This window comes from Megasphaera vaginalis (ex Srinivasan et al. 2021), from assembly GCF_000478965.1.
Lineage (GTDB): Bacteria > Bacillota > Negativicutes > Veillonellales > Megasphaeraceae > Megasphaera > Megasphaera vaginalis.
In genome coordinates, this window is record NZ_AWXA01000062.1 from 24,401 (window position 1) to 47,688 (window position 23,288).

The window sequence follows — 23,288 nt, forward strand, 5'->3', positions numbered from 1 at the left end:
ACCACCTTTATGCTAATAAATGCAATGCTGCAATGCGGCGTATCGCTTCTTCCGTATTTTCTTTCGTGCCGAAAGCCGTCAGGCGGAGATACCCTTCGCCATGGGGGCCGAATCCGGATCCCGGCGTTGTGACGACATGCGCTTTTTCGAGCAGCAAATCAAAGAAATCCCAGCTCTTCATGCCGTTTGGGGTCTGAACCCAGGCGTAAGGCGAATTCGTGGCGCCATAGACGGTATAGCCGGCAGCCTGTAAGCCGTCACGAATAATGTGCGCGTTGTTCATGTAATAGTCGACATCGGAGAGGCATTGCCGTTGGCCGGCTTCGGAATAATAAGCTTCCGCGGCGCGTTGGATGATGTACGGCGTGCCGTTGAAAAAGGTGCATTGACGGCGGTTCCACATGGGGTTCAGTTCGACAGGCGTACCGTCTGTCCGATAAGCCATGCAGGCTTTCGGAACGACGACATAGGAACAGCGCGTGCCCGTAAAACCGGCACACTTGGAATAGGAGCGGAGTTCGATGGCGACTTCTTTCGCGCCGGCCACTTCATAAATGCTGTGGGGCACATCCTTTTCCGTTATATAGGTTTCGTAAGCGGAATCGTAAATCAGAACGACTTTATTTTCTTTGGCATAGGCAATCCAGGTTTCCAGTTCTTTTCTCGACATTGCCGTTCCCGTCGGATTGCTGGGATTGCAGAGATAAATGATATCAACTTTTTCGGCAGGCGGCTGGGCTTTAAAGCCGTTTTCCGGCGTGCAGGGCAAATAGACGACGCCGTTGTAAATGCCTTTGTCGGCGTCAAAAGCGCCCGTGTGGCCGAGCATGACATTGGAATCGAGATAAACGGGATAGACGGGGTCCGCTACGGCGAACCGCATATCATTGCCGAAAATTTCCTGAATACAGGCAACGTCCGTTTTGGCGCCGTCGCCGACAAACACTTCATCGGGATCGAGCGTAACGCCGCGTTTTTCGTAATCTCCCTTGATGATGGCCTGACGGAGAAAATCGTAACCCTGCTCGGGACCATAACCGCGGAACGTTTCCGCTTGGCCCATTTCGTCGACAGCTTTATGCATCGCTTCAATGATTGCCGGCGCCAGAGGGCGCGTGACATCGCCGATACCGAGGCGAATGATGGAAGCGTCGGGATGTGCCTTGGAAAAGGCGTCCACTTTTTTGGCAATTGTAGCAAAGAGATAATTGCCGGGGAGTTTTAGATAATGTTCATTTACATGAGCCATGCAATGCCCTCCTTAAATTCACATACCGTTTTGTGTAAGTAACAACTTTTATTGTACTACAAGGGGACCGTATTGCAAAGTTTTCCCTTTCGTCCCTGGTTATGATAAAATAAAATAATAATCATTCGAAAAGCTGTTTATAGAGGAGGACGCGCAGATGAAAGCAGCAATTTTCATGGGGAGCCCGCGGAAAAAGGGGAATACGGCACAATGTCTTACGCCTTTTTGTGAAGAATTGTCTCGCAGCGGCGCCGCATATACGGTGACCTGGCTTTACGATAAAACTATTTCTCCTTGTATCGCCTGTCGCGGCTGTCAAAAGGACTGGTCCGGGTTTAACTGCGTGATTGCCGACGATATGCAGGATATTGCCGTCCAGGTTATGGACAGCGACCTGATCGTCTTGGCGACACCGATTTACTCATGGTACTGTACGGCGCCGATGAAGGCAATGCTTGACCGTTTGGTCTATGGACTGAACAAGTATTATGGCGAGGAAGTGGGGCCGTCGCTGTGGGCCGGAAAACGTCTGGCCGTTTTTACGACGTGCGGGTATAAGCCGGAACATGGAGCCGACCTGTTCGTTGCAGGGATGCGCCGTTACTGCAACCATTCCAAGCTCACCTATGTCGGCTTGTTTGCAGAGCGCCATTTAGGCTACAACACGGTGTTTATGGATGAAAAAAAAGCGGACCACGCGCGGCAATTTGCGCGGGACATGGTGCAAGCCTGTTCACTTGGCTGAGGTAATCGTCCGGCGTCTTTTGGATGCCAAGGATCACACGAATTATCATTGCAGAAAGGTAGATATTATGAACGAATATACGGCGAAAAAATGTCTGGTTGCCTATTTCTCTCATCGGGGCATGAATTATATGAGCGGTAAGATTGTCGATCTGCAGCGCGGTAATACGGAACGGGCTGCGGAAATCATTGTACAGTTGACCGGCGGTACGGCATTTCGCATCGAAACGGAAGCGGAATATCCCTATGAGTACAGGGAAACGGTAGCGGCGGCCAAAGAGGAGAAAAAGACGCAGGCCCGTCCGGCGCTGCGCCATAACGACCTTGATGTGGCGGATTACGATCTTCTCTTTCTCGGGTATCCCAATTGGTGCGGCACGATTCCGATGGCTGTCGCCGCCTTTTTGGAAAGTCATGATTTCTCCGGCATGACGATCAAACCGTTTTGCACGCATGAAGGCAGCGGCTTCGGTACGAGCCTTCAAGACATCTTGGCCCTTTGCCCGTCGTGCCGACTGGAAGAGGGGCTGGCTCTTTTCGGTACGACTGTCGGTGACGCCGAGAGTGATATCCGGCACTGGCTATACCGGGAATAAATGAAAAAAACGTTCTTTCCGATCCCCCTTTTTCGGGAGTGTTGGAAAGAACGTTTTTTTTATTTCCGTTGTTATTCGTAGCGGAGCGCTTCGATCGGATCGAGCCGGGCTGCTTTCCGGGCGGGGTAAATGCCGAAGAAGAGGCCGATACCGACGGAAAAACAGAAGGAGACGATGATCGGAGCGGCTGTGACGACGGGCGTAAATTTGCCGCTCATGCGGATCGCTTCGGCGAGACCGACGCCCATGGCGACGCCGAGCAGACCGCCGATGACGCCGATGACGACGGATTCGATCAGAAATTGCAGCATGATCGTGCGGAAGGTGGCGCCCAGCGCTTTGCGGATACCGATTTCACGAGTTCGTTCCGTAACGGAAACCATCATGATATTCATAATGCCGATGCCGCCGACGAGCAGCGATATGGCGGCAATGCTGCCTAAGAAGAGCGTCAGCATCGTCGTCGTGCTGGTCATGGTCTCCATGAGGCTCGTCAGGTTGCGAACGGTGAAATCATCTTCCTTGGTGCCGATAATGTGGTGACGCTGACGCAGCAACGTTTCGATCTGGCTCTGGACACTTTCGATTTTATCGGCGCTGGAAACCTGCACATTAATGGTCTTAACGTAGGTAATACCGAGCAGTCGTTCTTGCGCCGTCGTCAAGGGAACGATGACGACGTCGTCCTGATCCTGCCCCATTGACGACTGGCCTTTCGATTCCAGGACGCCGATAACGCGGTACGGTTGATTGTTGATGCGGATCGAACGGCCGACGGGATTGACGCTGTCGAAAAGATTGCCGGCGACGGTCGGGCCGATGACGGCGACGCGGTTGCGCGAATCCAGGTCGGCTTGACTGACGAAGGAACCGGAGGTGACGGAAAGTGAACGAATATTGAGGTATTCCGGCGTGACGCCGTAGACCGTCGTATTCCAGTTTTCATTGCCGTAGACGATTTGGTAGGATTTATTGACTGTCGGAGAGACGTAGTCGATGTCCTTGATTTTTTTCTTAATGGCATCGGCGTCATCCAGTTTGAGTTTTTCGCCGGACCCGGCGGCCGTGCGGACGCCGCCGGAATTTGTGGCGCCGGGGATGATGATCAGCATATTGCTGCCTAAGCTGGCAATGGAGTTGGTTACATTCTGCTTGACGCCCATGCCGATGGAAATCATGACGATAACGGCGCCGACGCCGATAATGATACCCAACATGGTGAGAATGGAGCGAAGTTTGTTCGAGAGCAGGGCGGAAATGGCAATGCGTATGCTTTCACTAAACAACATCCATGACCACCCCTTTTCCGGCATCTTTCGTGATCAGACCGTCGGCAAGCAACAGCTGACGGCTGGCGCAAGCTGCTATTTCCGGTTCGTGCGTAACCAGGATGACCGTCTTTTTATCTTTGTGGAGCTCTTCGAAAAGGCCCATAATATCCCGCGTCGATTTGGTGTCGAGATTACCCGTCGGTTCGTCGGCCATGATAATATGCGGGTTGTTGACCAGCGCTCTGGCAATGGCGACGCGCTGCCGCTGTCCGCCGGATAATTCATTCGGCTTGTGATCGGCCCAAGTACCGAGACCGACGGCTTCCAGCTTGGCTTTGGCCCGCTGCGTTCGTTCTTTATGACCGACACCGGCATACACCAGGGGAAGCGCAACATTTTCAAGGGCAGATATGCGGCCTAAGAGGTTAAAATTTTGAAAAACGAAGCCGATTCGTTTGTTTCTTGTTTCGGCCAATTTATCATCAGTCAGATGAGCGACTTCCTGACCGCCCAGTACATACGAACCCTCCGTCGGTCTGTCGAGACAGCCGAGGATGTTCATCAATGTCGACTTGCCGGAGCCGGACGGTCCCATCAGCGCGGCGAATTCGCCTTCTTTGATTTCCAACGAAATGCCGGCCAACGCGGCAAAGTCTTCGCTGCCGATGTGATATATTTTCCGTATATTTGTAAGCTTTATCATTGCTTGATCCATATAAGTCCGCTCCTTACCTACATTGGCGGAGGCCCTTGCCTGCTGCTCTTTGATGAAGACGAAGAAGATGATGATGATTTGGAAGCCGTGTACGAAATGGAAACCTTATCGCCATCTTCCAAACCGCTGGTAATTTCGACGTATTCATCACTGTATATGCCCGTCTTGACGGGGACTTGCTCTGTTTGTCCGGCAGCATTGACGCGCAATACGTAGGAACCGTCATTGTTGGTTTTTAAGGCGGCAATGGGGATGGCCAGCGCATTTTCTTTTTCTGACGTGTTGATGTCGACACGGGCCGTCATGCCGAGCCGCAATTCATCGTTCGGGTCGTCGACGTCCAGCGTGACATAATAGTAGATGACGCTGGCCGTTGAAGAGGATGAAGAGGACGAAGAGGAACTGGATGTCGTATCCCAGGTGTTGCTCGTGTCCGTCTTCGATATTTTTGAAACGCGGGCCGTGAAGGTGCGGCCTGTATACGTATCAACCGTAAAGGTTGCCGTCTGGCCGACTTTGATATTGCCGATATCGGTTTCATCTATTTTCGCGAGGATCTGTTTTTGCGAAGTATCGGCAATACGCATGATGACTGTCGGGCTGCTGTTGCCCTGGACGGCCATCGTGCCTGCCGATTTCGGTTCGCCGACGACAACGCCGTCCATGGGCGCCGTAATAACCGTTTCGGCGACATCCGATTCAGCGGCCGTTAAACTGCTGACAGCCGTATCGTAGTCATAAGCAGCGTTATCCAGATCCTGCTTGGCGCCGGCGCCGGCTTCGTAAAGGGATTTGGCCCGTTCATATGCTAATTGCGTGTTAGTTACCTTATACTGCGCCTGGTCGCGTTTTGCTTCATAATCCTTGCCGTCCAAAGTGGCGACCGTTTCGCCTTTGGTTACGGTATCGTTTTCTTTAACCAGAACGGAACTGATGCGAGCCGTGATTTTCGGGGATACTTCGACGGAATTTACGGGGCTGATCGTACCGGTGGCGGAAACGGTGGATTTCAAATTCATGCGGGATACCTCGGCCGTCTCCACTGCCGAAGCCTGGCTTGCCGCTTCTTTTGCCTGGTAGTATTCATAGCCGCCGAAGGCGCACGCCGCGATGATAATGGCGGCAATCGCCATTTTCACTTTACTGTTTACTGTCATGTCATCACCTGATCGTTTTATGTTGTAATTGAGTATGGATATAACGCGAATCTTAAAGAATTCGCAGTTGCAACTCAGTATACCATGAATCGGGCAGGCGTGAAAGATTCGACAGGCGTCGGAGCGGATATTTACAACAAACTGTAACAAAATGACGGGAAACAGATGCGATGCCGAAGGATAAGATTGAAACCATCGTTAATCATGAAAAAGAGGTATGATGAAAACGTCGCCATCGTGCTGCTCGTGGTGTTGCCATGCGCGGGGAATACGGCTGCCGCAGCGGCGTTTTTTGCCTGACGTAACAGGACCTGTAAATAATATGAAAAACAACCTCGTATAAGCTTACGAGGTTGTTTTTTTTGTACGGTCACTGTACATGAAAGATGTATTTTTAAAGCATAGACATCTATTTGACAATGAATATCAGTCGGTTTATACTGTGAGTGACGATTAAGGGGAGCGCGATCACTGCTGAGAGGAAGACGAACTTCGACCCTAGAACCTGATGCGGATAATGCCGCCGTAGGAACAGTAAGTATACTTAGTGAGAGCATCTCTGTGATGCTCTTTTTTTGTGAAGGAGAACATGTGTCATGGAAACAGAAAAGACTTCAGTTTGGAATAATGGGCTCTTATGGTTCGGCGCCGGTATTTCCATTGCCGAAATATTAACGGGAATGCTGTTGGCTCCTTTAGGGTTTGCTGAAGGGAGCGCGGCAATTTTGATTGGACATGTTATCGGCGGCGCCGTTATGTATTATGCCGGACTTATCGGTGCACGTACCGGCAAAAGTGCGATGGAAACGGTGCAAATTTCCTTCGGGCAAAAGGGGGCGCTTCTTTTTGCCGGACTCAATGTCATTCAGCTTGTCGGCTGGACTGCCGTCATGGTGGCCAGTGCCGCCGTTGCCGCGAATACAATCGCCGGCACGGGAACTTCGTTTTGGAGTGTGATCATCGGCGCGTTCATCGCTTTGTGGATTCTTTTGGGTTTGAAGAACCTGGGAAAACTCAACGGGGTGGTCATGGCCGCTTTATTGTTGCTCACGATCGTTTTGAGTGGTGTCGTTTTTCATGGCGATGTGTCGCCGTCTGCAGGTGATATGACGTTTGGAGGCGCCGTCGAGCTGGCTGTTGCCATGCCGCTTTCATGGCTGCCGGTCATTTCCGATTATACGCGGACGGCAAAACGGCCGCAGCTAGCTACGGCGGCAAGCTGCGGCGCATATTTTGTTGCCAGTTGCTGGATGTTTCTGATCGGTATGGGTGCGGCTTTATACACCGGACAGGAGGATATTGCCGCAGTCATGGTTGAAGCCGGATTAGGTGCGGCGGGGATTTTGATCGTTTTGCTGTCGACGGTTACGACGACTTTTCTGGATGCCTTTTCCGCCGGTGTCAGCGGCCGGCGATTGCTGCCGCAGTTTTCGGAAAAGGGGTTGGCCTTGATCGCTTGTGTTGCCGGCGTGGTCTTGGCCATTTTGGCTGATGCAGAACGGTTTCAGGATTTTCTTTACCTCATCGGATCGGTCTTTGCTCCGATGACGGCCATATTGCTGACCGATTATTTTCTTCTCAAAGAAGATCACGGGGCTTCGGCTGTGAATTGGCTGAATCTCGTTCTCTGGGCAGGCGGATTCTTTCTTTACCGTTTTTTCCTTGACGTGGAAACGCCGTTGGGCATAACATTTCCTGTCGTCATCATCATTATGGCTGTCAGCGCAGCATGCCACAAGGCGCTGCGGCGATAAAATTATTTTTTAAAGCTTCTCGAAGAAAGCGCATTCATTGCAATGTGAAGGGCTTTCAGGCGAGGAGCTTTTTTATACATATGCGACTCCATACGGCGCAGGATGTCTCCCAGGGAGGTGACGGCTTCCACGATGTAGGGCCCTTTATTGAGCATGACGCATTCCGCCCGTTCACCCATGGCCGCGTCGGTGATTTCCGCCCGTGACGGCAAACCGGTCTTGACCATATTTTCCAATACTTGCGTGGCCCAAATAACGGGGACGTGGGCGGCTTCGCAGATCCAGAGAATCTCTTCCTGCAATTCCGAAAGGCGGTGGTAGCCGACTTCCACCGCCAGATCGCCGCGGGCGATCATAACGCCGAACGGATGGCTTGAAGCTACCTGCACGATAATCTCAGGCAAGTGCTGGACCGACTCTTTTGTTTCCACTTTGGCAATGATTCCGATCTTGCGCGCGTCGTCGCCGCGGCGTTTTTGCAGTTCCTGTTGGAGGAGACGGACATCGGCGGCCGATTTTACGAAGGAATAGCCGACAAGGTTGGCGCGGGCGGCGATGAAATCCAGGTCGTCCAGATCTTTTTCCGTCAACGGAGAAATCGGCAGCGGCGTTTCCGGGAAATTCAGACTCTTTTGATTTTTCAGTTTACTTCCCGTCGGCCTAGCATAGGTCAGGCGTATGTATGCCCCCTGCGGCGTAATTTCACTGATGCGGCCTTGTACTTTTCCTTCATCGATTAAGACGGGATCGCCGATCTTCAAGGTTTTAAAGATTTCGGGAATTTTGCAGGTAATGACGATGTCGCCTGCATAGTCAGCAGGATAGCTGTCAATGGAATGGGCGGCGAGAAATACTGTATCGCCAATAAACAGTTTGGTGTCCAACCCTTTGATGAGAATTTCGTCAATACGTATTTTCGGCCCCGACAGATCCATGTAAATCTTGCAGGGGCGCCGGTTTTCCGCGGCGGCGCGGCGGACGTTGTCGATCATGCGCTGCCAGATTTCCTTGTCATCATGAGCGCAGTTGATACGGGCCGTGTTCATGCCCGAGCGGATGAGGTCGTCAATCAGCGTATAGTCGTCGGCGGCTTCTGTCGGCAGTGTTACCATGATATGTGTATACGGTTCGCCTTGGCTGCCGCCGAAAAGGGCGGAGGTATTATGGCGCAGCAGTTTTTCACCGTGAAAAAACATTTTTTGCGGCGGATAGTCGATTAACTCCTGATCGCTTTTGCCGCAGATACGCCCTAAAGAGGCCATGACGGCGTCGAGATTGACGATCGTTCTGGCTTCACTTCTGCCGAGTGAGGAGAGGCCAAGGGAAAGGAGATTACTTTGCAGATCTTGCAGATCACGGCTGCGTAAAGCCAAATAAAAGGCCAAATTTAAAGCACTGTAGAGAAATGTTTTTCTGTAAATATACGGTCGCCAGGTTTTGAACAGGTCCAGACCGTCGCTGAGCACATCGTGACGCAGCGCATATAAACGATCATATAAGTGGTTTAAATAGTATTGCCGTCCATTGTCTTCTGTCATGTTCTTTCCTCCTTGCCGCCGATCTGAAATACATGGTTTATCTAATTATTTTAGCAAATTTTACCGTCTTATAGAGAGTGTTTTTATCGAATAATGTAAAAAATAGGAAAAATATGTACGTCCCGACAGCCGTTCTGCTGACAACTGCATAAGAAATGAGACGGATTTGGCATCAATCTTTCTGCGCCTTTATCGTTATACAGAGGATTTCCGCTCTTGTTCCGAGGCGGAACGGCATGCCCCAAAAGCCGCAGCCGCAGGAAACGACGGCCGTCATGGGGCCGAATGTTCTACAGCCGTAGTTCAATGTATATAATCGGTTTGTCACACAGGTGGCCGGGAAAAATTGGCCGCCGTGAGTGTGGCCGGCCAAATACAGATCGTATCCTCGGCGATATGCTTCTTCGATACGCAGCGGTTCATGATCAATAAGGATATTCAGCGGCGTTTTTGCGGCAGCCATGACGGCCTTGGCGCGGCTGTGCAGATAGTCATCCATGCCGGTCAGCGAAATATCTTCCCTGACGGAAAGTTGTTCGTTTCGAAGGAAACGAATCGGGGAAAAAGCGTCGGCTTCTTCCTGTATATCACTGAAGAAATAATCGTGGTTGCCATAGACGGCGTATATTCCGAGAGGCGCTTCCAGGCGTCGAAAGGCGGCATAACTTTTATCACGTAAAACAAAATCGAGATTTCCGTCGATCATGTCGCCGCCGAAAATGATGATGTCGCCATGCAGGCTGTTCAATTGCTGTACGAGGCGGCGGCTATATTTTTTGCTGAGAAGCGGACCGAGATGAATGTCCGTCGCGAAGATAAGCTTTATGTCCGCTGTAATAACGGCAGAGGGGATGATGACGTTTTTTATTTTGATCTGCAGCGCCAGATACGTGCCGTAGAGAAGCAGGCACACGATGGCCGTAAGGCTGCAGATGCCGAAAGAGGGAAGCCATTCCCGCCATTGCGGAAGCATGCCCGACAGGAAGGAAAGGAGAAAGGAAACGGTGAACAGGAGAAAAAGGAGAAACGAATAGAGACTGAAAATCAACCAGTAGCCGCCGATCCAAGCGAGAATTTTTATTGGCAGCACGGGCAGGTTGTCCATCGCGTTGTGAGAGACGGCAAAAGCTGCGGATAAAGCCAGAAACAGCCATAAGAACAGAACGGAGGATACGCCGGGAAATGCGGTGCCGTACATCAGCCAGGCGGCAGCGGAACCGATTGCCGTTAAGACGGCGATATTACGAAAGAAGAGTCTGCGATTATGCATGGTAATACGGTCTCCTTTACAGCTTACGATATAAAAAATGCAGCGGTACAGACGCTGCATTTTTTAGTAGGTTATTATTCTCGTTTATTGTTTCGAGACGGCGATTCTTTCGATTGGTCCGATTCGTCGTCCGTATTACGTGTGCGGTCTTTGGTCGTGTCGCTTTGTTCGCTGTCGGTTTTTCCTTTATCCGTTTTTACGTTTTTCTTGTCGGCTTTCTTATCGGTTTTGCTCTTTTCTGTCGCAGTGTTGTCTTCTTCCGGTTCTTCCCGGATAGGCGCCATGCCGGCAGGCACGTCGAAGTCTTTCACCGATTCGTCGGCGACAGCGGCAGACATATAGTCATGCCAGATTTGAGCCGGTATTGTGCCGCCGTACACTTCACCCAGCGTTTCCGAGCCGGTATCATCGCCGATCCAGACTGCCGTAACGATATTCGGCGTATATCCGACGAACCAGGCGTCTTTATTGTCGTCCGTCGTACCGGTCTTGCCGGCGGCAGGTCTGCCGATGGCGGCTGTTGTGCCCGTGCCGGAGGTCATGACGTCAGAAAGCATATCAGTCATCATATAGGCTTCTTTTTCCGTAAGGACTTGTGTTTTTGTCCGTTCGCTTTCGAGGGAATTGTCTTCAATAACATTGCCGTTGCGGTCGAGGATTTTGACGATTCCCGTCGGCTTTATGAATACGCCTTTGTTGGCAAAGGTGCCGTAAGCGCCGGCTATTTCGAGCGGCGTTACGCCGTGCGTCAGGCCGCCGAGGGCCATGGCCAGGTTGGAGTCGCCGTTTTCCAGCGTGGTAATGCCCATCTTGCGGGCGTTGGAGATAATATTATCCGTGCCGACTTTATCGGCAACTTGAACGGCAACGGTATTAATCGAAAGCGTTAATGCCGTACGCAAGGAAACGGAACCGCGATATTGCCTGTCGGCGTTTTGCGGATGCCAATTGCCGTATGATATTTCTTCATCATTTATGTGTGTAGAGGGACTCATGTCATGTTGCAGCGCCGTAGCGTAAACAAAAGGCTTGAAGGCGGAACCGGGTTGGCGAACGGCCATCGTGGCGCGGTTGAAGCTGTCCTGGTTGCGGCCGCCGACCATGGCGAGAATATAGCCGGTATGAGGGTCTAGAGATACAATCGCGCACTGCGGTTGCGTCAAGCCGTTGGCATCTTCGTAATTATCGGGAAGGTCTGCCAAGGCTTTTACGGCGGCGTGCTGTTTTTCCGTGTCCAAAGTCGTGTAAATTTTCAACCCTTCTTTATACAAAGCGTCGTCGCCGTATTTCTTCGCAATTTCCTGGGATACGTAATCAATGAAAGCAGCAGTCTCGTTGTTGGCAACTGTTGATTTTTTCTTAACCAGTTCCAGATCGGCGTCTTTTGCTTTCGTTGCTTCGCTTTCGCTGATGTAGCCGTATTTTACCATCTGGCTGAGAACGACATTCCTTCTGGCGATCCCTTCATTCAGATTTGTCAGCGGCGAATAATAATTCGGGCTTTTCGGCAGACCTGCAAGCATAGCGCATTGCGTCAAATTCAATTCCGTTACATCTTTGCCGAAATACGTCTGTGCCGCCGTTTGGATACCGTAAGCACCTTGCCCGAAATAAATCTGATTCATATACATTTCGAGGATTTCTTTTTTGCTGTATTTCCGTTCGATTTCCAACGCGAGCATGGCTTCCTGTATTTTTCTCTTCAACGTCTGCTCCTGCGACAGGAAAGCGTTTTTTGCCAGCTGCTGCGTTATCGTGCTGCCGCCCTGGGCGATGCCTCTGTTGGTCACATTGGTAATGACGGCACGAACGATGCCGATGGGGTCAATGCCGATATGGTCATAAAAGCGGTTATCTTCAGCGGCAATAAAGGCATTCTGCAAATTCTGAGGAACTTTGTTGATATCAATAGGCAAGCGGTTCTGATCGGAGTGCAGCGTAGTGATCAGGCGTCCTTTGTTGTCGAATACTTGTGACGAAACGGCAGGTCTCATATTATTTCCGACAGCCGGAAGACTTTGATAGGCTGCGAAAATATAACCGAAGCCGATACCGGCAGCAATGACGATACATAGCGCTACGAGGACGCGTAAGAAATGGGTTGAACTGCGTTTCTTCACGTGTTTTGCCCGGCGTCTTGGTGTATACATAAATCCTCCTGTGTGGGGCTGCGTTGGTGCCTCTCCGTTAGTTGTTTATACCTTTTGCGGTATCATGAATTATAATTACTATTGTTTATTATATCACAATTAAATGCATCGTCACATATAAAAAGTCATAAAATTATGAGAGGAAAATGAGTGCCTGCCGGGCAGGTCATACTCATAAAAAACGAAGGAAGAGCAAGTCCGTACGAGAGGAAAACAGCAGGCACTGCTTGCAGCGGGATTTGTTTAATAGCGTATGTTATATGTAAAATAAATATCACAATATAACCGAGACAAGTCGGGATATTTTGTTGACAACTTAGGATTAATGATGTACTATAATGGCAAATATATTTAATTTAGTATATGCAGTTTATCATCAGGAGGTATGGGGATGGATAGAAATACGGCTTTTGTACTGTGGTTTGATGAATTACGGCGTTCAGATGTTGATCTGGTAGGAGGAAAGTCGTCCTCGTTAGGCGAATTGACATCGCAAACGAAGGTTCCCGTTCCGTACGGTTATGCCACGACGGCTGCCGGCTACAGGCATTTTATGGAAGCCACAGGCCTTAACGGCAAGATCAAAGAACTCCTGACAGGCCTTACGGATGTGGAAGATCCGGTACAACTCCGCGATGTTACGGCAGCTATCCGGAAAGCCGTCTGTGATGCGGATATGCCGCGTGATTTGGCCGATTCGATTCGCCAGAGCTATATTGAATTGGGGGAAAAGGTTGGGCAGGCGGACCCGTATGTTGCCGTTCGTTCCAGTGCGACGGCGGAAGATTTGCCGGATGCCAGTTTTGCCGGTCAGCAAGATACGTATCTGAATGTTAAAGGCGCCGACATGGTCATTCAAAAAGTAAAAGAATGCTATGCTTCCACTTTTACCGATCGCGCGACGTATTACCGGACAAAGAAGGGGTTTGACCACCTGGAAGTTGCCCTCAGCGCGGCCGTACAGATGATGGTGTTCTCTAAAGCCGCCGGCGTTATGTTTACTGTCGATTTGGTTACGGGCGATGATTCGACGATCACTATTGAAGGAGCCTGGGGCCTTGGTGAATATGTCGTACAGGGCACGGTTACGCCGGATAATTTTAAAGTGAAGAAAGATGATTTGACCATTTTATCAAAAATGGTCAATACGAAGCCGGTTATGCTGGTTCGTAAAGAAGGCGGCGATTGCGAAGAAGTGGTCGTGCCGAGGGAACAGCAGAAAGAACAGGTCATTACGGAAGAACAGATTAAGGAACTGGCATCGTACGCAAAAGCGATTGAAGCCCATTACGGCTGCTATATGGATATGGAATGGGGCGTCGATGAACGGGACGGCAAGGTATGGTTGCTTCAGGCACGGCCGGAAACGGTCTGGTCGAAAAAGAACAGTGAAAAGAAGGGCGCATCGGATGCTTCCGCCGTAACGTCGAATCGTGTCGTCATTGTGAAGGGACTCCCCGCCAGCCCCGGCAACGCAGCCGGCAAAGCGCATGTCATTTTGGATCCGGCACAGATCGGCGAATTTAAAGACGGAGAAATACTTGTTACGACCATGACGGCGCCGGATTGGGTTCCGGCCATGAAAAAAGCAAAAGCCATCGTTACCGATGCCGGCGGGATGACCTGCCATGCTTCCATTGTCAGCCGTGAATTGGGGATTCCGTGTATTGTCGGAACGAAGAGCCGCAGTGTAGAAGCGACGACGACGATTGCTGACGGCATGGATATTACGGTAGATGCTACGAACGGCATCGTCTATGAAGGGATCGTGGCGGATATCGTCAAACCGGTCGCTGCGAGCGGCGCTGCGGCAACTGTCGTCGCAGCCGAACCGGTGCCCGTTACGGGAACGAAAATATATATGAATCTGGGCAATCCGGATCTGGCTGAAAAACACGGGAAGCTGCCGTGTGACGGTATCGGCTTGATGCGTGAAGAGTTTATCTGGACGACATTCATTCATGAACATCCGTTGTATTTGATTGAAATCGGCCATCCCGAACGCGTTGTCGATCAGCTGGCCGATGGTATGCGCAAGGTATGCCAGGCGCTGGCTCCGCGCCCCGTAACGCTTCGCTTCAGCGATTTTAAATCGAGCGAATATCGTAATCTTAAGGGCGGGGATAAGTATGAGCCGCAGGAAAGCAGCGCGCTTTTGGGCTGGCGCGGCGCTTCCCGCTACTACGACCCGAAATATACGGAAGCTTTCAAATTGGAACTGAAAGCCGTTAAAAAAGTTCGTGAAGAATATGGCTTCAAAAATCTCAATGTCATGATTCCTTTCTGCCGCCGCGTCGATGAAATGGAAAAAATCGTCGCGCTCATGGCAGCAGAAGGATTGCATCGCGGGCCGGATTTTAAAGTATGGCTCATGGCTGAAATTCCCTCCAATATCATCTTGGCAGATCAGTTTAACCGGTTCGTTGACGGCTATTCCATCGGCTCCAATGATTTGACGATGCTGATCATGGGCTGCGACCGCGATAATGATACGGTGGCTCCTCTCTTCGACGAACGAAATCTCGCTGTGAAGCGTGCCATCAGACATTTGATTTCCGTCGCTCATAAAGACGGCAAGACTGTCTCCATCTGCGGGCAGGCTCCCAGCGTATATCCTGATTTTACGGAATTTCTGGTCAAGAGCGGCATCGATTCGGTTTCGGTCAATCCCGATGCCGTCATCTCTACGCGCAAGAGCGTCGCGCAGATTGAACAGCGGATTTTGATGGATTCCTTAACCGGAAGGGGTCGCGTCGATACAGAAGATTATACGTGGTAATCTGTTGCGGAAAAAAGGCGATGCCGAAAGGGGTTTCCCTTTTCGGTTCGCCTTTTTCCTGTATATTGTGTATACTGTTTATAATAGTATAAAATATGCTTGGTGGAAATCTGCGAAAAACAGGAGGTGACAAGGAAATAATGTTATCGGAACGTCAAGAGACGATATTGCAGATCGTCAGAGAAAACAGCCCGATTACGGGACAGCATATTGCCGACAGGCTCCACGTGACCAGGGCGGCGCTGCGGTCGGATCTGGCAATATTGACGATGCTGGGGCTGATTGATGCCAGACCTAAATTGGGGTATTTTTTTACGGGAAATAAAGAAAAAGATCTGCTCTCTCGTGTTATCACGGACATTCGCGTCAGTACCTGTTTGTCACAGCCCGTTATCGTCGGCGAGCATACAAGTGCTTATGATGCTATTATCGCCATGTTTACGGAGGATGTGGGCACTGTTTTTGTCGGCAATGAGAACATGTTGCTCGGCGTCGTATCCCGTAAGGATCTGTTGAAAACGGCAATGGGAAATAACGATCTGCAATCTTTGCCTGTGCGCATGGTCATGACGCCTGTAAGCAAATTAATTTATGTCGAAGGCGATGACAAGGCGCTCTTTGCGGCGCAACGCATGATCGAATATGAAATTGATTGTCTGCCTGTCGTGCGGGTGCTGCCCAGTACCGAAGGAAAGAAAAAAGATCTGCAGATCATCGGGCGGATTTCCAAAACGAACATTACCCGTCTGTTTGTGGACTGCGGTATGGGAAGGAGAGCTTAAATTGCCATTACCGATTATTTACGCCTGCTCCGATTCGCTCGGCGATACGGCCGAACGTGTTGCCAGAGCGGCGGCCAGTCAATATGACCAGGAGAAATTCAATATCATACGAGTTCCTTATATCCGGTCGGAACAGCAAATCGAAGAACTGGTCAAAAAGGCTGCGACAGCGCATGCCATGATTTGTTATACCGTTATTTCCCCGACATTGCGTCGCAAGTTGCAGGATATGACGGCCAATTTGGATATTCCCGTTATTGATATCATCGGGCCGATGTTAGCCGGTGTCGGCAGTATTGCCGGAACGGAACCGACGTTGCGTGCCGGAATGATTCACCAACTCGATAAAGAATATTTTCGTCGCGTCGATGCCATTGAATTTGCCGTTAAATTCGACGACGGTAAGAATCCCCTCGGATTTTTGAAGGCCGACGTCGTTATCATTGGCGTGTCGCGTACGTCAAAAACGCCGCTTTCCATGTATTTGGCGCATAAACGGATCAAAGCCGCCAACTTGCCGTTGGTCCCGGAAGTAGCCTTGCCGCAGGAATTGTTTGAAATCCCGGCCCGGAAAATCGTCGGCCTCGTTATTGATCCTTTCAAGCTGAATTTTATTCGCTCCGAACGGCTGCGGGCCATGGGATTGGAGCCGAACGCCAGCTATGCCAATGTCGAACGTATCAATGAGGAACTGGAGTATGCGCGAGGCGTTATGCGCAGGTTACATTGTCCGGTTATCGATGTCTCTTCAAAGGCCATTGAGGAAACGGCGAATCTGATAATGGATATAGTCAAACGCAATGCCGATCTGTATGAAGATGAATAATATAAAAAGGACCGATCAGTTGATCGGTCCTTTTGGTTGTCATAGAAAGGACGGGTATAAACCATAAAAAGAGATGACTCATGAGAATCATCTCTTTTTATGGGGGATTAAACATCACGCTGTACTTTGCCGGAACGAAGGCAACGAGTGCAAACGTTGATGCGTTTCACTTCGCCGTCTACAACTGCACGTACTCTTTGGATATTCGGCTTCCAGGTTCTTTTCGTTTTCAAATGGGAATGGCTGACATTCATGCCGGTAACTGTACCTTTGCCGCACACTTCACAATAATTTGCCATGACATACACCTCCTTGCATACTGCCACAGTACAACATAAAAATAATAGCACAAAAAAAGCGGTAAAGCAAGGTTTATTTCGGGAATCCTTTTCTGCTCGTACAAGCAGACTTTGCCATGGAACCGGATTTTCGGGAGATGCCCGCGCTGTTCATGACTGTCAGGGTTTTCGAGAAAAGGATGCGCAGGGCGCTCTACTGAAAAACTCATTTCCTTTTTCCGAATGAGACACTGGCGAACGGATTCGGCAGGTGAATGGTTATCGAATGCCTGGCCGAGGGACCATGAATCGGTGTGCCGGGCCTTGGACCTCAAGCTTTGCATGTGTGTGTCAGCTTTTAAGCGGCGGAAAACGAGTATGGTATAATAAAAAAGAAAGAGATACAGCAACAAGGAGCATGAGCATGAGCCAGTCCATTCGACAACTAAAGGGAATCGGGTCCAGAAAGGAAATCCTTTTCAACCGGCTGAACATCTATACTATAGGCGACTTACTGCAATTTTTTCCGCGTTTTTACGAAGATCGCAGTACGATTGTCCCGATCGGACAGACCGATACGGCGAAGGAAGATCCGGTACTGGTGTCCGGTTCGGTGTTGTCCGTTCAAGAGATCAGGCCGCGTCGCGGGATGACGATCCTGAAAGTCGTTCTGACCGACGGCAGCGGCGCCGTGGAACTGGTTTGGTTCAATCAGCCGTTCAAAAGAAAGCAGTTTAAAAAAGATATGACCGTGACGGCGTTCGGCAAAATGGAGTGGGCTTACGGCCACAGGCAAATGAATAACCCGGAAACGGAGGCCGGCCACGTTGAAGCCGACGGATTCGTACCGGTCTATGCCCTTACGGACGGACTTTATCAGACTGATGTGCGTCATGCCGTCTGTCAGGCTCTTGCTGCAGCCGGAGCGGAGCGGTCTTTGCTGCCTGTCGCATTATCGCCGCAGTTGGCGGCTGCGGATTCCACACGATTACTATCTGTATATAAGGCGATGCACTTTCCCGATAATCTGGCACTGCAGCAGGAGGCGAGAACACTTCTTGCTTTTGACGAGCTTTTTGCCATGCAACTGGGGTTGCTTTTGCGGCGCCAGTATGTCAAGCGGGCGCAAGGCATTAAATGCAGCCCCAACGGCAGGTTGCTGAAACGGTTTATCGAACGATTGCCCTTTGCGTTAACGAAAGGGCAGATCCGGGCTTTTTTGGACATCGCCGGCGATTTGGAAGGAGAGACGCCGATGCAACGCCTGATTCAAGGCGACGTCGGTTCCGGTAAAACTGTCGTTGCAGCAATGGCTCTGGCGAAAATCGTCGAGAACGGATATCAGGGCGCTTTGATGGTGCCTACGGGAATTTTGGCGGCACAACATGCGGAGGCGTTTCGTGCCTTTTTTGACGGATTGCCTGTTCGTATCGCCTTGTTGACGGGCCGGACAGGCGTGAAAGAACGGCGGGTCATACTGGAAGACCTGGCCGACGGTTCCATTGATATCCTGATTGGGACGCACGCCTTGATTCAGCGCGATGTCGTCTTCCGTTCCCTGGCGTTGGTCGTGACTGACGAGCAGCATCGTTTCGGCGTACAGCAGCGGGCTGCGTTGCAGGAGAAAGGCAGTTCTCCCCATGCGCTTTTTATGACGGCAACGCCGATTCCGAGGACGTTGACGCTGTCCGTATACGGCGATCTGGATGTTTCTTCCATTCACGAGCTGCCGCCAGGCAGAAAGGAGATCAAGACGTACGCTGTCGGAGAAGGCATGAGACAACGCATCTATCGTTTTTTGGCGAAGACGATGGCGCAGGGACAGCAGTGCTATATCGTCTGTCCGCTGGTGGAAGAGTCGGAAAAGAGCGACTTGCAGGCGGCGACAGCGCTGTACGAAGAACTTTGTACCACCGTTTTCCCTTCATACCGTTGCGGTTTGGTTCACGGCAGAATGGCGGGAAAAGACAAAGAAGCGGTGATGGAGGCGTTCCAGTCCGGTGAGATCCGGCTTTTGGTGTCGACGAGCGTTATCGAAGTAGGCGTCAATGTGCCCAATGCCACGGTCATGGTTATTGATGGCGCCGAGCGTTTCGGCCTGGCACAGCTGCATCAACTGCGCGGCCGCGTCGGACGCGGCAATATGCAGGCTTATTGTATCCTTTTGGCCAAAGGCGGAAATGACGATACCAGACAGCGGCTGCAATGGATGGAAACGATTCATGACGGGTTTCTCCTGGCTGAAAAAGATCTGCTGCTGCGCGGATCCGGACACCTTTTCGGGCTGATGCAGCATGGTCTTCCCGATCTGAAAGTTGCCGATATCGTTGCCGATATTCATTTGCTGACCCGGGCTCGGGATGAAGCGGTACGCTATATCGGGCAAAGCGGATTTTCGCGAGACACTGTGTTGCGGCAGTTGAATGTGCGTTTTGCACGAAGCTTTGAGGGATTGTTGCAAAATTAAGATAGCTAAAACGATTTATCTTTCGCGCAGTGTAAGGCGCCGGACTGGAGCAGGCGTCGGTCGATAAAATTACCTTTCTGTGTGTACATAAATAAGAAATTCCGTTATAATAAGGGTTAAATCTGTTGGAGATACTTTCTTCATTCTTATATTTTTTTACAAGAGGTGCAAATATGAGATCTGATAAATTTGGTATGCAAGGGCTGACCTTTGATGATGTATTGCTGGTGCCGGCGAAGTCCGATGTTTTGCCGAAAGATGTCGATGTAACGACCAATCTGACGCGCGATATCAAGCTGAATATTCCGATCATGAGCTCCGGTATGGACACGGTCACGGAAGCGCCGATGGCGATTGCCGTTGCCCGTGAAGGCGGTATCGGCGTCATTCATAAGAATATGTCCATTGCGGCGCAGGCTCGTGAAGTCGACAAAGTAAAGCGTTCCGAACACGGCATCATTATTGATCCGATTTTTTTGCACCCCGATAATCTTTTGGCCGATGCCAATGAGTTGATGGGAAAATACCGCATTTCCGGAGTGCCGATCACTGTTGACGGCAAGCTTGTCGGGATTATCACCAATCGTGACATGCGTTTTGAAGAAGATATGAGCCGGCGTATCGGCGACATCATGACGCAGGAACATCTGGTAACGGCGCCTGTGGGCACCTCGCTTGCCGAGGCTAAGGAAATCTTGCGCCAACACCGCATTGAAAAATTGCCGTTAATCGATAAAGAAGGCAATCTGCAAGGGCTGATTACGATCAAAGATATTGAAAAAGCTACAAAATATCCGAATTCGGCCAAAGACGACAACGGACGTCTGCTCGTTGCCGCTGCCGTAGGCGTAACGCATGACATGATCGATCGTCTGGACGCCTTGGTTGCCGCTAAGGTGGACGTTGTCGTCATCGATACGGCTCACGGCCATTCGTTGGGCGTACTGAATACGCTGAAAGATATTAAGAAGGCCTATCCGAACTTGCCGGTTATTGCCGGTAATGTGGCTACTGCCGCTGCTACGGAAGCGTTGATCGAATGCGGCGTTGACGCTGTCAAGGTCGGTATCGGACCCGGCTCAATCTGTACGACTCGGATCATTGCCGGTATCGGTGTGCCGCAGATCACGGCTGTTTACGAATGTGCGCAGGCGGCGCAGCGTTTCGGTATTCCCATTATTGCCGACGGCGGTATTAAATATTCCGGCGATATGGCGAAAGCTATTGCTGCCGGAGGTAACGTCGTCATGATGGGGAATCTCCTGGCCGGTACGGAAGAAAGTCCGGGCGAAACGATCATTTATCAAGGCAGAAGCTACAAAGTATATCGCGGCATGGGCTCTCTCGGCGCTATGGATAAGGGAAGCAAGGACCGCTATTTCCAGGAAGATGCGAAAAAACTGGTACCTGAAGGCATTGAAGGGCGCGTACCGTATAAAGGCGCTGCTGCCGATACGATCTTCCAAATGGTTGGCGGTCTCCGCGCCAGCATGGGATATTGCGGTTGTCGGACTATCAGGGATATGATTGAAAATACGCAATTTATCCAGATCACCAGTGCAGGTTTGCGCGAAAGCCATCCTCATGACATCAGTATTACGAAAGAAGCGCCCAATTACAGTGTGAACTAAGTATTACGTCGGAGGAGTACTGTGGAAAGTAAAATTGACATATTGTCTGTTCCCATATGGAACCTGACACTGGAAGAAGCGAAAGATCTCGTCTTTCAGTGGATTGAAGAGGGGAAAGCGGCTTCCATTGCCACGGCAAATGCGGAAATGCTGATGCGGGCGAAGGAAGATGAGGAATTGGCGAATATTTTGCGGCATGCGGATTTGGTCGTTCCTGACGGAGCCGGCGTTCTTTGGGCGGCAGAGCAGCAGGGGAAAAAGTTCAAAGAACGGGTCGCCGGCCTTGACTTGTCGTGCCGTCTCTTACAGGAGGCGGCGGTACGCGGTACGAAAGTCTACTTTTTTGGCGGCGCGGAAGGGATTGCGGCGGCGGCGGCTCAAAAGGTTGCTGCAATGTATGGTCCCATCTCCGTTGCCGGCGTTCATTCGGGATTTTTTTCTCCCGAAAACGAGACGGACATTATCCGTGAGATTTGCGATACAGGCGCGCAGATACTGCTGGTAGCGCTTGGCGTGCCGAAACAGGAGAAATGGATAGCGCAGCACTTGTATGAATTGGGGCCTTGCGTCTGTATCGGCGTCGGCGGTTCCCTCGATGTGTTGGCCGGCAAGGCGCTGAGAGCTCCGAAATGGATGCAAGAGCACCGTCTGGAATGGTTTTTCCGGCTGTACAAGGAACCGACTCGCTTTAAACGGATGTTGGCACTGCCGCGTTTCGTGGCAGCCGTCAAAGCGCAGCGGCGGTCCTGAAGGGAGGGGGTAGTATGACGAAGCCCTATATTATTGAAGACGGCTATGTCTTTATTGCAGTTCCCCTGATTCTGGCGGTATTGGCCGGTATGTTTCTGAATCTCTATGTCGCGGCGGTACCGGCGCTTCTTGCCGTCTATTTCACCTATTTTTTTCGCAATCCGAAGCGGTGCGTTCCTCGTGACGAGTCGGCGCTGGTGTCGCCGGCAGATGGCAAGGTGATGAGCGTGGAAGAGGTGGAGGACGACCTGTATTTAAATGCGCGATGCCGGAAAATAGTCATATTTCTTTCCATTTTTGACGCTCATGTCAATCGGACGCCTTTGGCCGGAACCATCAAGTTCCAGCAATATACGTGCGGCCGTTTTCGGCCTGCTTATAAGGATGGCGTCGGGTTTGAGAATGAACGGTATTCTCTCGGCATCGAAAATGAACGAACCCGCATTTTGGTTACCCTTATTGCCGGCGTTTTGGCGCGGCGCGTCGTTTCCTGGGTCACATTGGGCGATACGCTGCTTCACGGTCAACTTTACGGCATGATCAAATTCGGTTCCTGCATTGAAGTTTTTGTAGAAGATAACGTCGACATCTATGTCAAAAAGGGCGATTTTGTTCGTGGCGGAGAAACGATCATAGGGAGGATTGTAGAATGAAAAAAGTAATCCCATGCTGCTTTACATCGGGAAATTTGATTTTTGGATTTATCTCTATCGTGCTGACGGCGCAGGGGAATTTTTTCTGGGGCGGCGTTTGTATTTTATTAGCTACGCTCTGCGATGCCTGCGACGGCAGAAGCGCGCGTTATCTGGGGGTCAGCGGTGAATTCGGCAAGGAATTGGACTCCCTGTCGGACTGTGTTTCTTTCGGTGCCGCTTCGGCCTTTTTGATCTATTCCTATGCGCTGCAGGATTTGGGCTGGATCGGGGTCGTTCCGGCGGCTCTTTATGCTGCTTTGGGTGGTCTGCGTCTGGCCCGGTTCAATTTGAATACGACTGTTGTGCACGGTTACTTTATGGGGATGCCGATTCCGAACGGTGGTTGTCTTTTTGCTACTTTTGTCATGTCCGGTGTTCACATTTCGCCTGTTCTGGCTGCTATTATCGTGCTGCTTGTGGGGTATGATCTGGTCAGCGAGATCCATCATCCCGACTTTAAAGGGCAAAGCGCCGATGTGTTGCACGTGCCGGCTCTTGTAGTAGCACTCGTGTTGGGCGCTGCGGCGCTTTATTTTGTTGATTGGCGCTTGGTTATTTGTATGCCTTTCGCACTGTATATTGTTTTCGGTTTAGTCAATACGGCGATGAATGCAGTTTCACCGGCTAGATAGTATT

19 protein-coding genes and 1 riboswitch are annotated in these 23,288 nt (G+C 50.8%); of the genes, 11 read left to right on the plus strand and 8 right to left on the minus strand.

Annotated elements, in window-relative coordinates:
- Window positions 1-7 precede the first annotated feature (7 nt).
- Window positions 8-1,249 carry an LL-diaminopimelate aminotransferase gene (locus HMPREF1250_RS10275; protein WP_023054644.1) on the minus strand — a complete coding sequence of 414 codons (1,242 nt, stop codon included), beginning with the start codon at window positions 1,247-1,249 and terminating at the stop codon, window positions 8-10.
- A 157-nt stretch (window positions 1,250-1,406) separates the two neighbouring features.
- Here HMPREF1250_RS10275 and HMPREF1250_RS10280 point away from each other — a divergent pair, with 157 nt between their 5' ends.
- Both HMPREF1250_RS10280 and HMPREF1250_RS10285 read left to right on the plus strand, forming a co-directional pair.
- The gene (locus HMPREF1250_RS10280) at window positions 1,407-1,994 is read left to right on the plus strand and encodes a flavodoxin family protein (protein ID WP_023054702.1); all 588 of its coding nucleotides are present in this window, start codon (window positions 1,407-1,409) and stop codon (window positions 1,992-1,994) included.
- Complete coding sequence (locus HMPREF1250_RS10285) at window positions 1,927-2,589, plus strand: flavodoxin (RefSeq protein WP_231391321.1); 663 nt, start codon at window positions 1,927-1,929, stop codon at window positions 2,587-2,589. Before HMPREF1250_RS10280 ends, HMPREF1250_RS10285 begins: the two co-directional genes overlap by 68 nt.
- Window positions 2,590-2,660: 71 nt before the next feature.
- Here the strand turns inward: HMPREF1250_RS10285 and HMPREF1250_RS10290 are convergent, their stop codons facing one another.
- Genes HMPREF1250_RS10290 through HMPREF1250_RS10300 form a run of 3 tightly spaced genes read right to left on the minus strand, consistent with a single transcriptional unit; the run spans window position 2,661 to window position 5,732 of the window.
- Window positions 2,661-3,878, minus strand: coding sequence for an ABC transporter permease (locus tag HMPREF1250_RS10290; RefSeq protein WP_023054619.1), 1,218 nt, complete (start codon window positions 3,876-3,878; stop codon window positions 2,661-2,663).
- A complete protein-coding gene (locus HMPREF1250_RS10295) occupies window positions 3,868-4,575 on the minus strand; it encodes an ABC transporter ATP-binding protein (protein WP_023054601.1) in 708 nt (235 codons plus the stop codon). Before HMPREF1250_RS10295 ends, HMPREF1250_RS10290 begins: the two co-directional genes overlap by 11 nt.
- A gap of 17 nt (window positions 4,576-4,592) precedes the next feature.
- Window positions 4,593-5,732 (minus strand): efflux RND transporter periplasmic adaptor subunit, encoded by a 1,140-nt coding sequence (locus tag HMPREF1250_RS10300; RefSeq protein WP_023054687.1) that lies wholly within the window; start codon window positions 5,730-5,732, stop codon window positions 4,593-4,595.
- 446 nt (window positions 5,733-6,178) lie between these two features.
- A riboswitch (TPP riboswitch) is annotated at window positions 6,179-6,281 on the plus strand.
- 47 nt (window positions 6,282-6,328) lie between these two features.
- Between HMPREF1250_RS10300 and cytX the strand changes: the two genes are divergently transcribed.
- Window positions 6,329-7,486: a putative hydroxymethylpyrimidine transporter CytX gene (gene cytX / locus HMPREF1250_RS10305; protein WP_023054692.1), complete on the plus strand. Its 1,158-nt coding sequence runs from the start codon at window positions 6,329-6,331 to the stop codon at window positions 7,484-7,486.
- Between the two features lie 2 nt (window positions 7,487-7,488).
- Here cytX and HMPREF1250_RS10310 read toward each other — a convergent pair whose 3' ends face one another.
- The 3 genes from HMPREF1250_RS10310 to HMPREF1250_RS10320 all read right to left on the minus strand — a co-directional run bounded on the left by HMPREF1250_RS10310 (window position 7,489) and on the right by HMPREF1250_RS10320 (window position 12,444).
- On the minus strand, window positions 7,489-9,024 hold the full coding sequence (locus HMPREF1250_RS10310) for a pyruvate kinase (protein WP_023054683.1): 1,536 nt from the start codon (window positions 9,022-9,024) through the stop codon (window positions 7,489-7,491).
- A 172-nt stretch (window positions 9,025-9,196) separates the two neighbouring features.
- A complete protein-coding gene (locus HMPREF1250_RS10315; protein ID WP_023054677.1) occupies window positions 9,197-10,294 on the minus strand; it encodes a metallophosphoesterase in 1,098 nt (365 codons plus the stop codon).
- A 74-nt stretch (window positions 10,295-10,368) separates the two neighbouring features.
- Window positions 10,369-12,444, minus strand: coding sequence for a transglycosylase domain-containing protein (locus HMPREF1250_RS10320; RefSeq protein ID WP_023054645.1), 2,076 nt, complete (start codon window positions 12,442-12,444; stop codon window positions 10,369-10,371).
- Window positions 12,445-12,835: 391 nt separating this feature from the next.
- On the opposite strand from HMPREF1250_RS10320, the gene ppsA reads away from it, so the two are divergent.
- The 3 genes from ppsA to HMPREF1250_RS10335 all read left to right on the plus strand — a co-directional run bounded on the left by ppsA (window position 12,836) and on the right by HMPREF1250_RS10335 (window position 16,831).
- Window positions 12,836-15,223, plus strand: a complete 2,388-nt coding sequence (gene ppsA, locus HMPREF1250_RS10325) for a phosphoenolpyruvate synthase (protein ID WP_023054636.1) — start codon at window positions 12,836-12,838, stop codon at window positions 15,221-15,223.
- A 140-nt stretch (window positions 15,224-15,363) separates the two neighbouring features.
- A complete protein-coding gene (locus HMPREF1250_RS10330; protein ID WP_023054684.1) occupies window positions 15,364-16,005 on the plus strand; it encodes a helix-turn-helix transcriptional regulator in 642 nt (213 codons plus the stop codon).
- A gap of 1 nt (window position 16,006) precedes the next feature.
- Complete coding sequence (locus HMPREF1250_RS10335) at window positions 16,007-16,831, plus strand: pyruvate, water dikinase regulatory protein (protein ID WP_023054626.1); 825 nt, start codon at window positions 16,007-16,009, stop codon at window positions 16,829-16,831.
- A gap of 107 nt (window positions 16,832-16,938) precedes the next feature.
- On the opposite strand, the gene rpmB is transcribed toward HMPREF1250_RS10335, so the two are convergent.
- Window positions 16,939-17,130, minus strand: a complete 192-nt coding sequence (gene rpmB, locus HMPREF1250_RS10340) for a 50S ribosomal protein L28 (RefSeq protein ID WP_023054654.1) — start codon at window positions 17,128-17,130, stop codon at window positions 16,939-16,941.
- 403 nt (window positions 17,131-17,533) lie between these two features.
- On the opposite strand from rpmB, the gene recG reads away from it, so the two are divergent.
- From recG to pssA, 5 genes are all read left to right on the plus strand, one after another.
- Window positions 17,534-19,576: an ATP-dependent DNA helicase RecG gene (gene recG / locus HMPREF1250_RS10345; RefSeq protein WP_036243337.1), complete on the plus strand. Its 2,043-nt coding sequence runs from the start codon at window positions 17,534-17,536 to the stop codon at window positions 19,574-19,576.
- A gap of 173 nt (window positions 19,577-19,749) precedes the next feature.
- Window positions 19,750-21,207 carry an IMP dehydrogenase gene (gene guaB / locus HMPREF1250_RS10350; RefSeq protein ID WP_023054597.1) on the plus strand — a complete coding sequence of 486 codons (1,458 nt, stop codon included), beginning with the start codon at window positions 19,750-19,752 and terminating at the stop codon, window positions 21,205-21,207.
- Window positions 21,208-21,228: 21 nt separating this feature from the next.
- A complete protein-coding gene (locus HMPREF1250_RS10355; protein ID WP_023054607.1) occupies window positions 21,229-21,957 on the plus strand; it encodes a WecB/TagA/CpsF family glycosyltransferase in 729 nt (242 codons plus the stop codon).
- Between the two features lie 14 nt (window positions 21,958-21,971).
- Window positions 21,972-22,610: a phosphatidylserine decarboxylase gene (locus HMPREF1250_RS10360; RefSeq protein WP_023054614.1), complete on the plus strand. Its 639-nt coding sequence runs from the start codon at window positions 21,972-21,974 to the stop codon at window positions 22,608-22,610.
- A complete protein-coding gene (pssA, locus tag HMPREF1250_RS10365; RefSeq protein ID WP_023054688.1) occupies window positions 22,607-23,284 on the plus strand; it encodes a CDP-diacylglycerol--serine O-phosphatidyltransferase in 678 nt (225 codons plus the stop codon). Before HMPREF1250_RS10360 ends, pssA begins: the two co-directional genes overlap by 4 nt.
- Window positions 23,285-23,288 lie beyond the last annotated feature (4 nt).